The sequence below is a fragment of the Halobacillus sp. H74 genome, assembly GCF_052246715.1.
Classification (GTDB): domain Bacteria; phylum Bacillota; class Bacilli; order Bacillales; family Halobacillaceae; genus Halobacillus; species Halobacillus litoralis_A.
Genome location: NZ_JBQQCI010000003.1, coordinates 322,020 through 334,656, shown reverse-complemented (window position 1 = coordinate 334,656; position 12,637 = coordinate 322,020). Strand labels below are relative to the sequence as shown.

Below are 12,637 nucleotides of genomic sequence, written 5' to 3'. Positions count from 1 at the left end.
TCATAGAAAGAAGAATGAACTTAGGAGTGGACGATTGATGGACAAAAAAGACATAGCCGGTATCCGCAGACAATTGAAAGTGGATAATGATTTGCTCAAGATTTCAAACATATTTAACGTATATATCATGAAGGAAAGCACAGAAATTTACCACCACCAGAGCCAGCCGTTCGAAATGCTCGATCGAGATCAACAGGAGCTCTTTATGAACAACTTCAAAAAAACCCTGTCAGGCCAGCTCGATGAAAAGTTATTTGAACTGAAATTCGTGCGTGAAGCGGAAGATCACAGTCAGCTCATTTTACATAAAGGTTTACTTAGCAGCCACGTAGATGATTGGAAAGAACAAATGCTGTTGATGACAGAGAAAATCATTAAAGATCATCCTTATGAAAAGGATGTCGTCATCACATTCATCCGTGCTGAATACATGAAACCAACGAGAAGGCGGAATGAAGAAACGGAGGAAGGCGGACGGGACGCCGTTTACTCCAACCCATTCATTCTGTGCAGCATCAACAAAACCGAAGAACCAAAAAAGGAAATACAATTCGACTACGTTGAGAAGGAGTTTAAGTACAAAATTGAAGTTGATCCAGTCATTGATCTCAAAAACCCGATGTCAGGATTTCTTTTCCCCGGCATCACTGATGGCGCCTCTGATGTGAACCACGTCCTTTATGCGGCAGGCAAAGCCAACGAGCCTGACTACCGCTTTATTGAGGAAGTATTGAATGGAGAAGAGATAATGACAGCGAAAGAAGACAAAGCGGTGTTTGAGGAGGTCATCAGGGATGTTGTAGGAGATCAGGTCAATCCTTCTACACTCGCCAATGTCTATGGAGAAATCAACCGTACTGTAGAAGAAAACGAGGAAGATACACCACCAAAACTCGACTATAAAGACGTGGAACGTGTGTTGAATCAGAGCGGGGAACAAGTCGATTCCGAAAAAGTGAAAAGCGCTTTCCAAAAAATCACGGATGATGAAGGCTATGAGCTTAAAGCGAGCAGCATCGTTCCGAAATACAAATCAAAATCAATCAAAATCAACACAAAAATCGCCAACATATCCATCAGTCCCCAAGACCTGGAGTACGTAAGGCAAGTCAACTATAAAGGGAAACGCTGCATCATGATTGAAGTGGAAGAGGATGCAGAAATTGAAGGGTTCAAAATGCTGCCGGAAGCTTTTGGTGAATGATAGATTTATAAGCTGCTGAGGTGATTTGCGTCTGCCCCCAAACGAGGGACAGGCGCTATTTCATTATCCTCATAAAATTGAAAGTCAACGGGACACCGCTTTACAGTTTTTTTCATTCAAAAGACGGGACAGGTCTTCTCCATTAAATATGCTGCAGAAGCTGTTTCAGCTCACTGAAGTCATCGACTACCTTATCAGCCTGAGAAAGTTCATCTTCTCTGGCAAAGTCGAAACGACACCCAACAGCAACTAAGCCATTTTCTTTAGCTGCCTTTATATCTGAAAGGCGATCCCCTACAACAACACCATGAGTAATCTCATATTTTTCTATAATCCGCTGAACTAAATCTGTTTTACTTAATGAGTCAATTTGTTCTATACTGAACGTTTCCGTTACCCAATTATCCAATTGATAATGACTCACAATAGCACTTAAGTATTCCGTTAAACCATTACTTGCTATGTAAATAGAACAATCATTCGCTCTCAAATAACTGAAGACTTTTTTGACATTAGAATATAACGCACCTTTCCCGCTTTTAATATTTTCTATTAACCTCTCTAGAAAATAGTCATTCATATGTTCTCTTATCTCATCTGAATGATGAGGCAGTAATGCTTCCCAAACTTCTGGTAACGGCACACCCATAATCTCCCGGTATTGATCAATAGGTGTACTGCTATCCCATTGTTTCAGGGACCTTAAATGAATAAAGGCGTCTTCTAGAGATCGTTCCAAAATTGTATCTGTCTGAAAGATTGTTCCATCCATATCGAAAATGAATGATTGTGCCATGATTTTTCTCTCCCTTAAACTTTATTTTATGTAGGATGCTCGACTTGATGAAGCAAAGAAAACACCCCAAAGCGTCGTACCAACAAGCATCCATAAAAAGAACCAAAAATATGTTAACACTTGACCCCCTCCATTCAATCCACCACCAAAATTATCAGCCGTTATGATAAATGTTTTCCGCCACCTTTTTTAATTCTTCAGCTCGCGAAATGATAAAGGCAGTCATATATTTCTCTAAAAACCATTTATCTGCTATAACACCGACCACCCCTAAAGGAGACTTATAATCAAAAGTGTCAATCATCATAGTCCCCCTTTCTTTTTCAACAAACCGGTGTGTATGGATGAAGGATTTGAAGGCGCCTTTAACCATAACATCAATGAATTGTGACGGCTCTTCCATGAATGTCACTTTAGCTGTCAGTTGTTGCCTAATGCCAAAATGTGTAGCTTCCCAGGTTACTGTATCCCCTTCTTCTAATAACCCGTTAGTCACCCCGCCTACAGCTTTTTCTTTAGTTGTACCGGTAGTCTTTGTATGGACATCTACATCTCTTGCAAGATCAAAGCATAGCTATACAGGTGCTTGGATAAATTGTTCGTGGTGAATCACAGGCATTTACATTCTCCTTTCTATTTAACCATGTCACACTCTTATCCCCTATATAAACAGGAAGTCACAAAAGCCATTGCTAAGTAAAACTCTCGATTATTTTCATATTCTCTTTCAACTAGTCTGTTACGTTAATAGATTTTTCTCTTCCCTAGAGACCACTTCAACTCTTTGTCTAATTCTAACATTATTTGTCAAAATATTTTTTGGTAAATCAGTACTTCTCACTTTCAAATCATAGCGTTTTTTATTATAATTATAATCTAAGAGCGATTATAATTTTTTCACAAATAATAAAGGGGGATTCACACATGGACAAGAATGAAATGCATGATTCTCAAGCTGGTAAATGCCCGGTCTCGCACGACAAGACAAAAGAAGAAAGTGCTGTAACGACCACAAAAGTTGGGACAACCAATAAAGATTGGTGGCCGAACCAATTAAACCTGCACATTCTGCGTCAGCATGATAAGAAAACCAACCCGATGGGAGAAGACTTTGATTACGCAGAAGCGTTCCAACAGCTGGATTATGACGCACTGAAAGAAGATCTTCATAACCTGATGAAAGACAGCCAAGACTGGTGGCCTGCAGATTATGGACATTATGGACCCCTGTTCATCCGTATGTCCTGGCACGCAGCAGGAACTTATCGTACAGGGGACGGACGCGGTGGCGGTGGCTCAGGCAACCAGCGCTTTGCTCCTCTGAACAGCTGGCCTGATAACGCAAGCCTTGATAAAGCCCGCCGTCTGTTATGGCCGATTAAACAGAAGTATGGAAATAAAATTTCTTGGGCCGACCTACTTGTCCTGACAGGGAATGTCGCACTTGAGTCGATGGGCTTGAAAACATTCGGTTTCGGTGGTGGACGTGAAGACATTTATCACCCTGAAGAAGACATCTACTGGGGAACTGAGAAAGAGTGGCTCGAAGACAACCGTTACTCCGGGGACCGAGAGCTGGAAAGCCCGCTTGCAGCCGTTCAAATGGGTCTGATCTATGTGAACCCTGAAGGACCGAACGGTGAACCTGATCCACTTGCAAGTGCCCGCGATATCCGCGAAACATTTGCCCGTATGGGGATGAATGATGAAGAGACCGTCGCTCTTATTGCCGGCGGCCACACATTCGGTAAAGCCCACGGTGCAGGGGATCCTGAAAAAGTAGGGCCATCACCAGAAGCAGCACCCATTGAATCTCAAGGCTTAGGCTGGCAGAGCTCACACGGAAGCGGAAAAGGCCGTGACACGATTACAAGTGGCGTCGATGGCGCATGGACAGCTAACCCGACGGTTTGGGATAATGGATACTATGATCTTTTATTCGGCTATGAGTGGGAGCTTACGAAAAGTGCTGCAGGTGCCAATCAATGGGCTCCGGTAAACCCTAAAGATGAGGATCTCGCACCAGATGCCGAAGATCCATCTGTTAAAGTTCTTACGTTCATGACAACAGCAGATATGGCATTACGTATGGACCCTGACTACGAAAAGATATCACGCCATTACCATAAGAATCCGGATGAATTCGCAGACGCTTTTGCACGCGCGTGGTTCAAATTGCTTCACCGTGACATGGGACCTAAAGACAGATACCTCGGACCTGAAGTTCCTAAAGAAGATCTGATTTGGCAGGATCCTGTTCCATCTGTTAATTATGAATTGACAGATTCAGAGATCGCAAACTTGAAAGAAAAAATCCTCAACTCAGGATTAACTGTTGGTGAGCTTGTGACAACCGCATGGGCTTCTGCCAGCACATTCCGCGGCTCTGATAATCGCGGTGGTGCCAATGGCGGCCGTATCCGTCTCGAGCCTCAGAAGAATTGGGAAGTCAACGAGCCGGAACAGCTTTCAAGAGTGCTGTCTGTCTATGAAGACATCCAAAATGACCTAGATAAAAAAATATCCCTAGCTGATTTGATCGTCCTCGGTGGTAGTGCAGCTGTAGAAAAAGCCGCCAAAGATGCCGGAGTCGCTATCACTGTTCCATTTGCACCTGGACGCGGGGACGCTACACAAGAGCAAACAGATGTGGAAAGCTTTGAAGTACTAGAGCCGATGGCAGATGGATTCCGCAACTATGAGAAGAAGAAATACACATTAAGTCCAGAGGAACTTCTCGTAGATAAAGCACAACTTCTGGGACTCTCCGCACCGGAAATGACCGCCCTCATCGGTGGGATGCGCGTGCTTGGTACAAACCATGATGGCAAAGAGCACGGTGTATTCACAGATCGAGTCGGCACACTGACCAACGACTTTTTCGTCAATCTTCTTGATATGAACATTGAGTGGAAGCCGTCCGACTACAACGAATACGAAGGTCGCGACCGTCAAACAGGCGAACTCGTTCGAACAGCCACCCGTGTTGACCTTGTCTTCGGTTCTAATTCCGTTCTGCGTTCACTTGCAGAGGTTTATGCACAAGACGACAACAAAGAGAAATTTGTACTTGCCTTCGCAGCTGCTTGGGTAAAAGTCATGAACGCCGACCGTTTCGATTTGAAGACGAAGAAAGATTTGATGTATCACAATGCATAACTAAAAAGCAGGAGGCTGAATGAACCAGCCTCCTGCTTTTCTTTATTCCTCCATCTCCACTACTCTAACTACTTTATGGCCACAGTTTTTGCATTTACCATCCAACATCACACCCACAGAATGATCGACAATGATGAAGTCTGTGATGGTGACTGTATCATTACAACCGGTACAACGGACATTTGCTTTAAGTTTCTTTCTGAAGTCTTCAGGAATCGATAACCATTTTTTGTTTGCTTCCATTTGTGACTCTCCTTTAAATGAACTACTGTTATAGCCATGCTTTGTCTCTCTAATAAAAGCATAAAGGCTTCAGGCTCATGCTATACCTTTGCAGGAATTCCCTATCTCTATAGAGACTAAGTTGCATTCGTTTATAAACCTACATAATAATGATATCGTACCATGAATAACCTTCTAAGGCTTTCTTAATCTTTTCTTCTCTTTTCTTTAACGGTGATTCATCAAAAGGTTCTTTTCCTTCTATTACCCTTATCGTTTCCAGTATGGCTGCACGAACTTTTTTATAATCTATTCCCTTCCATAATTGCAAGTATGGAATAAAGTTCTTGTTGCCTGATGCTTTAATTTTCTCAAGCATTAAGAGGATCATCTCTCTGTTCCGATCCTTCAGATAGCTCATATCCGGATTCTTTTTGCCTTGTTTGATCCACTCATTCCATTCATGAATAAGCATATCTGCATATTGATCGGATTGAACCAGCCATCCTTTATCTGTGAAAACAATCAAAAGCAGCTTCCAGTCCTTTTTCAAGTCCAAGAAATCATGAGCAATCATCCAATTAATTTTCTTGGTAATATCATCGATTTTCTCATATTTATAAAATCCGAAGCCAGGGTTTTTGTCCAAACCTAGCTCCAATAATTTCTTCTCCTTCGATTCTTTCAAAATCTTGGCAAGCTGTGTCCTGCCTCCCCGGGCAATGATCCAGTCTGCCGTCTCCAAGATGGTTCTGATTTCTTTTTGGGATAATGGATTTTGTGCCATTGAACATCCACCTCCTCACAGTTTTGCTAAAGGACTTTACATACTTTTTCGTACAAACGCTAATGCTTTTTGCAGGTTCATATTACTTTTTCTCTAACCACGTTACACACTCAACATGGCTCGTCTGCGGGAACATATCGACAGGCTGAACTTCTTTCGTTTCATATCCACCGTCTTCCAAAATACGCAAATCACGAGCAAGCGTGGAAGGGTTACAGGATACGTAAACGATTCGCTCTGGTTCCATATCAAGCATCGCTTTCAGCAGCTCTTCATCACAGCCTTTTCGAGGTGGATCGACAACAATGACATCAGGTCTCAGTCCCTGGTTGCGCCACCATGGCATGAGCTCCTCTGCTTGTCCGACGTAGAACTCAGCATTTTCCAGTTTGTTCAGACGGGCGTTTTTCTTCGCGTCCGTTACAGCTTCCGGAACGATTTCAACACCTAACACTTTTTTAGCCTTCTGTGCGAGAAACAACGAGATGGTACCGATGCCACAGTAAGCATCAATGACTGTTTCACCGCTTCTTAAGTCAGCGTATTCAAGCGCTTGATCATAAAGCTTTTTCGTCTGTGTCGGGTTAACCTGGTAAAACGATTTTGGTGAAATCATGAATTTGATATCGCCGATCATGTCATAAATGTATTCGGCTCCCCAAATCACTTTGGTTTCTTTCCCGAGGATGACATTTGTTTTTGCGCTGTTCACGTTATGAACAATTGACTTCACGTTTGGATAAGCATCACGGATTTCGTCGATCATCTTATCTTTGTACGGTAGTTTTTTGGTTTTCGTAACAAGAACGATCATGATGTCTTTCGTCGTCTGGCCGGTTCGAACCATAATATGCCTGAGTACACCGCGGTGGGTTTGTTCATCGTACGCATCGACTCCGTGTTTGGAGGCAATGCGGCGGACAGTTTCCACCATGCGATCATTCATTTCATCTTGAATCAGACAAGTGTCCATATCAATGATGTTGTGGCTTCGTTTCTGGTAAAATCCTGTCATCAGTTCTCCATTTTCTTTTTGTCCAACAGGGATTTGCACTTTATTACGGTAGCGCCACGGATCATCCATACCGATGGTCGGGTGGACAGGGACATGTTCAAGGTGACCGATTTTCTTCATGTTATCTTTTACTTGCTTCTGCTTCATATCGAGCTGCATTTGGTAGCTCATATGCTGAAGCTGACATCCTCCACACTGATAAAACACGTCGCAAGGTGGTTCGACCCGGTCTTCACTCGATTCTTTAATATCCATTAGTTTGCCGAAGCCGAAGTTCTTCTTTACTTTCACCACTTTGACTTCTGCCTTTTCACCAGGAAGGCCATTTGGTACGAAAAGTGGATAGCCATCGACTTTCCCCACCCCATTGCCTTCGTGCGTCAAATCTTCGAAACTGAGTTCGATCGTTTCGTTTTTCTGTACCGGCGGTTTTGGTTTCGCCATTCATCATCCGTCCTTTTTCTATATACTCTATAACAGTTTATCATATCATTAAGTGTGGAGTCGCCTTGGGAGCTGCGACAAGCATAAGAACAACGGGACTGAAAAGTGCTCTTCCCTTTCAGAACCGGTGGACTTATGACCTTGATCTATTATCATTATGAGAAAGACCATAACAATGATTCTGAGGAGCGAAGGGAGCGTTCGGGGATCTCTCTCTTCTCTGTAATGGAAATCATGTTAATCGATTCTGGAGTTACATATGGCGAAGGAGCGGAGGGAAACGATGAGACTCCTGCGGGAAAAGAGTGCTTGGTGAGATCCCGGAAGGCGAAAGCCTGAGGAAGCTCACTGCGCTCCCGCGGAAAGCGATTCGTTTCCCGGAGCCCCTTAACCCAGCAAATATTCCAGAATCGAATTTCCAGATAACTACCATTTTTAAAAAAGTAAAAGAACGCCACCGCTTCATTCAGCAGTAGCGCTCCCCATTATTCCTCTTCTTTCACCTTGAACTTTTCTTCTGGAACGAAAAAATCCAGGTGTCTGTATAAATTGACAAATTCCCCGGGCAATAATCCACCAAATTCCCCGTCGATATTCAGCTGCATCTTCTCATCTGTCTTCACTTTCACACGACTTGCTGTGGTATGAATGAATTTCGGATGGTTGAGATGGGTGCCTTGAATCGCAAGTGTAGCAATTCGTACGAATTCGGCGATGTTCATTTTTTCTATAATCATCAAATCGAATAGGCCATCGTCCATGCGGGCGGACGGAGCTAATTTTTCTAGACCGCCGACGGAATTGGTGTTGCTGACAAGGAATAACATGATCTCGCCTTCAAACCATTTGCCGTCATACTCCATCTCGACATAGGTCGGACGGATGGATGGCAGCATTTCGATGCCTTTCAAATAGTAAGCGAGCTGACCGATCATCGTTTTCAACTTGCTTGGGACTTCGTAGGACACTTCGGTGATTTTCCCTCCACCGGCGATGTTCATGAAGTATTGGTCGTTGACGCGTCCGATATCTAATGGATGGGTATAATCTTTCAAGATGATATCGACGGCTTTATGGACGTTTCTAGGTATGTGCAGTGCACGGGCAAAATCGTTGGTTGTCCCGACTGGAATAACGCCGAGTTTCGGTTTGTGCGGTTGTTCGGCAAGTCCATTGATCACTTCATTAATGGTTCCGTCTCCTCCAGCTGCGACAACAACGTCGAACTTGTGATCGACAGCGTACTGGGCGGCTTTGACAGCATCTCCAGCACATGTTGTGGCGTGTGCAGAGGTTTCGTAACCGGACTGTTCAAAACGTTGTAGAACGTCCGGGAGAACCTTGCGTATGACTTCTCTTCCAGAGGTCGGGTTGTATATAATTCGGGCACGTTTCATCGTATGACCCCCTTATCCAGGCATGCTCCAAGTAACATCATAGCTCTTTTTTCTGTAATTGCAAACCATTTTTATAGTATATGACCCGAAAGATCAATCCATACGAAAGCACGCACTGGTCTTGGTGCGTGCTTTCGAAAAGTTTATAGGGCTCAGTGTTTCTCCATTTCAGCTAAAATGATTTTATTGACCATCGGTGGGTTCGCTTGCCCTTTCGTTTCTTTCATCACTTGACCGACAAGGAATCCGAGCGCTTTATCTTTCCCGTTTTTGTAATCCTCGATCGATTGTGGATTGTTGTCCATGATTTTGACGATGATTTCAGTCAGTTGACCTTCATCAGAGATTTGAACCAATCCTTTATCTTTAACGATCTTTTCAGGATCACCACCGTTTTCCACGAGCTCTGTGAAGACTTTTTTCGCAATCTTGGATGAGATGGTGCCATCTTCGATCAGCTTGATCATCTTCGCCAGAGATTCTGGTGTTATTTCCAGTTCATGAAGTTCTTTGTATTGCTTATTCATGTACGCGGAGACTTCTCCCATCAACCAGTTGGACGTCTGTTTAATATCCCCGCCGGCTGCAATCGTTTCTTCGAAGAAATCAGAAAGTTCTTTGTTGTTGGTAAGTACCATCGCATCGTATTCCGGAAGTTCAAGTTCCTCGATATAGCGTTTCTTACGAGCGTCAGGAAGTTCAGGAATTTGTGCGAAAATCCGCTCTTTCCAGGCTTCATCGATGTGTAAGGGCACAAGGTCCGGCTCTGGGAAGTAACGATAATCGTCTGATCCTTCTTTGACACGCATGAGGATGGTTTCTTTCGTCTGCTCATCGTAACGACGTGTTTCCTGAAGGATTTCCCCGCCTGCCAGCAGCTCTCTTTCTTGACGAACTTCTTCAAACTCAAGTCCTTTTTGTACGAAGGAGAAGGAGTTCAAGTTCTTCAATTCTGTTTTTGTACCGAACTCTTCCTGTCCGATCGGGCGAATGGAAAGGTTGGCGTCACATCTTAATGAGCCTTCTTCCATTTTACAATCGGAAACGCCAGTGTACTGGATGATATTTTTCAATGCTTCCAAATATGCGTACGCTTCTTTCGGTGTCCGAATGTCAGGTTCAGACACGATTTCGACAAGCGGTGTACCTTGACGGTTGTAGTCGACAAGAGAATAGCCGTCGTCGCTGTGTGTCAGTTTACCCGCATCTTCTTCCATATGAAGACGGGTGATGCCGATGCGTTTTTTCTTACCATCGACTTCGATATCAATGTAACCATTTTCGCCGATCGGCTTATCAAATTGTGAAATCTGGTAAGCTTTCGGATTGTCTGGATAAAAATAGTTCTTACGGTCGAACTTGGTATCTGTGGCGATCTCACAGTTCAGAGCCATTGCTGCTTTCATTGCGAAGTTAACAGCTTCTTCGTTCAAGACCGGCAGCACGCCCGGATAACCGAGGTCGATCGGATTAACGTTCGTATTCGGGGCGTCCCCGAACATATTCGGAGACGGGCTGAATATTTTCGAGTCTGTTTTCAGTTCTACGTGGACTTCAAGTCCGATGATCGTTTCAAAGTTCATTAGCGCGCACCTCCAAGGGACGGGCGTTGTTTATGGAATTCTGTCGCTTGTTCGAAGGCATGGGCTGCACGGTAAACCGTACCTTCCTCGAAGTGATTTCCGATGATTTGCAAACCGATAGGCAGGCCAGCGCTGGAGAACCCGCATGGGATAGAGATACCCGGTACACCGGCAAGGTTGACTGGGATCGTCAAAATATCGTTTGCATACATTGTCATTGGATCGTCGACTTTGTCTCCGACTTTGAAGGCAGGTGTCGGTGTCGTCGGCCCGATGATGACATCATAGTCCTGGAACACTTTTTCAAAATCGTTTTTGATTAAAGTACGTACTTGCTGAGCTTTCTTATAATACGCTTCATAATAACCTGAGCTCAATGCAAACGTTCCAAGCATGATCCGGCGCTTCACTTCATCGCCGAAGCCTTCTGCACGGGAACGCATGAACATATCGAGCATCGTTTCTGCATCTTCTGCACGCTTGCCGTAACGGACGCCGTCAAAACGGGCCAAGTTGGCAGATGCTTCTGAAGATGAAAGCAGGTAATACGTCGATAGCGCGTATTTCGAATGTGGAAGAGATACTTCTTCCCATGTCGCGCCTAATTTTTCATATTCTTTAAGAGCGGATTGTACCGCTTCTTTCACTTCTGCCGCAACACCTTCAGCAAGGTATTCTTTTGGTACAGCGATTTTCATGCCTTTCACGTCACCTGTAAGAGCTTCCGTGTATTTCGGCACTTCGACGTTCGCTGATGTAGAGTCCATCTTGTCATGACCAGCAATCGTTTCAAGTAGAAACGCGTTGTCTTCTACGTTTCGAGTAACTGGACCGATTTGGTCTAAAGAAGATGCAAAGGCGATCAGACCAAAACGTGATACGCGACCGTATGTCGGCTTCAGCCCGACAACACCACAGTAAGCGGCTGGCTGTCGGATGGAACCACCTGTATCGGAACCAAGAGAGTAAGGGACTTCTCCTGCCGCTACAGCTGCTGCGGACCCACCACTGGAGCCACCAGGGACATAATCAGTGTTCCAAGGGTTACGGGCTGCTGTATAGCTGGAGTTTTCATTGGAAGAACCCATTGCGAACTCATCCATATTCAATTTACCGATTGTGACAGACTTCGCGTCATTCAGTTTGTTGACGACGGTTGCATCGTAAAGTGGATCCTCGAAGTTTGAAAGGATCTGGCTTCCTGCTGTTGTGCGCAGGCCTTTTGTTACGATATTGTCCTTCACACCAATCGGCAGACCAAACAATTTTGAATCATCACTGCCGCGCACGTTATCAAGTTCAGCCGCTTTTGCTATAGCTGCTTCTTTATTTAATGTAAGAAACGCTTGAACCTGGTCGTCCACATCATCGATTCGCTTGTAAGACTCTTCTACTAACTCGGTAACGGTGATTTCTTTGTTATGTAGCTTCTCTTGAAGCTCACGTAATGTATAGTCAAATAGAGACATCGTCGAACCTCCTTATTCCAATACGGATGGCACTTTGAACTGCCCATCCTTTTGATCTGGTGCATTTTTAAGTGCATCTTCCTGCGTGATCCACTTCTTCGGCTCGTCCTTACGCATTACATTTTTCAAATCAAGGACGTGTGTCGTTGGTTCCACACCTGTAGTATCTAGTTCATTCAACTGCTCTGCATAGGTGATAATATCATCCAACTGCTTCGTGAATGTTTTTGCTTCTTCTTCCGTAATCGCAAGACGCGCAAGATTCGCGACGTGCTTCACTTCATCTTTACTGATTCTGGACATAATGCGACCTCCATTTCGATCTCACATAATATATGATCATACCAAACTTCAGAATGTAATTTCAACGTACGTTGCACACCTTTACTATTTTAACATATCAGGTTGGCCCTGTCTTACAATGCGAAGGTTGTCTCATTTGATAAAAGGGATTCGTACATATTCAATTAAACTTCTCTGCTCAAGAGGCATTCCAGTGTTGGAGCAAACAAACCAGGAGGACGGAAAAATCCCCGGTCATTGACCGGGGATCCCCTTATC

10 protein-coding genes and 1 pseudogene are annotated in these 12,637 nt (G+C 44.1%); 2 read left to right on the top strand and 9 right to left on the bottom strand.

Features of this window, described 5'->3' with window-relative positions; genetic code table 11:
• Positions 1-37 precede the first annotated feature (37 nt).
• Positions 38-1,204 carry a DUF4317 domain-containing protein gene (locus tag ACTWPX_RS08005; protein ID WP_128524401.1) on the top strand — a complete coding sequence of 389 codons (1,167 nt, stop codon included), beginning with the start codon at positions 38-40 and terminating at the stop codon, positions 1,202-1,204.
• Between the two features lie 142 nt (positions 1,205-1,346).
• Here ACTWPX_RS08005 and ACTWPX_RS08000 read toward each other — a convergent pair whose 3' ends face one another.
• Both ACTWPX_RS08000 and ACTWPX_RS07995 read right to left on the bottom strand, forming a co-directional pair.
• Positions 1,347-2,000 carry an HAD hydrolase-like protein gene (locus ACTWPX_RS08000; protein ID WP_443119267.1) on the bottom strand — a complete coding sequence of 218 codons (654 nt, stop codon included), beginning with the start codon at positions 1,998-2,000 and terminating at the stop codon, positions 1,347-1,349.
• A gap of 154 nt (positions 2,001-2,154) precedes the next feature.
• A pseudogene (locus ACTWPX_RS07995) lies at positions 2,155-2,619 on the bottom strand (SRPBCC family protein).
• Between the two features lie 305 nt (positions 2,620-2,924).
• Between ACTWPX_RS07995 and katG the strand changes: the two are divergent.
• Positions 2,925-5,159 (top strand): catalase/peroxidase HPI, encoded by a 2,235-nt coding sequence (gene katG, locus ACTWPX_RS07990; RefSeq protein WP_443119266.1) that lies wholly within the window; start codon positions 2,925-2,927, stop codon positions 5,157-5,159.
• A 42-nt stretch (positions 5,160-5,201) separates the two neighbouring features.
• Here the strand turns inward: katG and ACTWPX_RS07985 are convergent, their stop codons facing one another.
• The 7 genes from ACTWPX_RS07985 to gatC all read right to left on the bottom strand — a co-directional run bounded on the left by ACTWPX_RS07985 (position 5,202) and on the right by gatC (position 12,379).
• Positions 5,202-5,402, bottom strand: a complete 201-nt coding sequence (locus ACTWPX_RS07985) for a hypothetical protein (RefSeq protein ID WP_128524406.1) — start codon at positions 5,400-5,402, stop codon at positions 5,202-5,204.
• Between the two features lie 139 nt (positions 5,403-5,541).
• Entirely contained in the window at positions 5,542-6,168 is a 627-nt protein-coding gene (locus ACTWPX_RS07980) for an RQC-minor-1 family DNA-binding protein (RefSeq protein ID WP_443119265.1), read from the bottom strand.
• A gap of 82 nt (positions 6,169-6,250) precedes the next feature.
• On the bottom strand, positions 6,251-7,627 hold the full coding sequence (gene rlmD, locus ACTWPX_RS07975; protein WP_443119264.1) for a 23S rRNA (uracil(1939)-C(5))-methyltransferase RlmD: 1,377 nt from the start codon (positions 7,625-7,627) through the stop codon (positions 6,251-6,253).
• A 485-nt stretch (positions 7,628-8,112) separates the two neighbouring features.
• The gene (locus ACTWPX_RS07970; RefSeq protein WP_443119263.1) at positions 8,113-9,024 is read right to left on the bottom strand and encodes a diacylglycerol kinase; all 912 of its coding nucleotides are present in this window, start codon (positions 9,022-9,024) and stop codon (positions 8,113-8,115) included.
• 152 nt (positions 9,025-9,176) lie between these two features.
• Positions 9,177-10,607, bottom strand: coding sequence for an Asp-tRNA(Asn)/Glu-tRNA(Gln) amidotransferase subunit GatB (gene gatB, locus ACTWPX_RS07965; RefSeq protein WP_443119262.1), 1,431 nt, complete (start codon positions 10,605-10,607; stop codon positions 9,177-9,179).
• Positions 10,607-12,076: an Asp-tRNA(Asn)/Glu-tRNA(Gln) amidotransferase subunit GatA gene (gene gatA, locus ACTWPX_RS07960; protein WP_443119261.1), complete on the bottom strand. Its 1,470-nt coding sequence runs from the start codon at positions 12,074-12,076 to the stop codon at positions 10,607-10,609. The genes gatB and gatA overlap by 1 nt, the downstream gene beginning before the upstream one ends.
• Positions 12,077-12,088: 12 nt before the next feature.
• Complete coding sequence (gene gatC / locus ACTWPX_RS07955) at positions 12,089-12,379, bottom strand: Asp-tRNA(Asn)/Glu-tRNA(Gln) amidotransferase subunit GatC (protein WP_443119260.1); 291 nt, start codon at positions 12,377-12,379, stop codon at positions 12,089-12,091.
• Between the last annotated feature and the right edge of the window lie 258 nt (positions 12,380-12,637).

Coding starts and splice junctions, on each gene's coding strand:
- rlmD (WP_443119264.1), bottom strand. CDS start 7,627: ATGGCGAAACCAAAACCGCCGGTACAGAAAAACGAAACGATCGAACTC.
- katG (WP_443119266.1), top strand. CDS start 2,925: ATGGACAAGAATGAAATGCATGATTCTCAAGCTGGTAAATGCCCGGTC.
- ACTWPX_RS08000 (WP_443119267.1), bottom strand. CDS start 2,000: ATGGCACAATCATTCATTTTCGATATGGATGGAACAATCTTTCAGACA.
- ACTWPX_RS07980 (WP_443119265.1), bottom strand. CDS start 6,168: ATGGCACAAAATCCATTATCCCAAAAAGAAATCAGAACCATCTTGGAG.
- gatA (WP_443119261.1), bottom strand. CDS start 12,076: ATGTCTCTATTTGACTATACATTACGTGAGCTTCAAGAGAAGCTACAT.
- gatB (WP_443119262.1), bottom strand. CDS start 10,607: ATGAACTTTGAAACGATCATCGGACTTGAAGTCCACGTAGAACTGAAA.
- ACTWPX_RS07985 (WP_128524406.1), bottom strand. CDS start 5,402: ATGGAAGCAAACAAAAAATGGTTATCGATTCCTGAAGACTTCAGAAAG.
- ACTWPX_RS08005 (WP_128524401.1), top strand. CDS start 38: ATGGACAAAAAAGACATAGCCGGTATCCGCAGACAATTGAAAGTGGAT.
- ACTWPX_RS07970 (WP_443119263.1), bottom strand. CDS start 9,024: ATGAAACGTGCCCGAATTATATACAACCCGACCTCTGGAAGAGAAGTC.
- gatC (WP_443119260.1), bottom strand. CDS start 12,379: ATGTCCAGAATCAGTAAAGATGAAGTGAAGCACGTCGCGAATCTTGCG.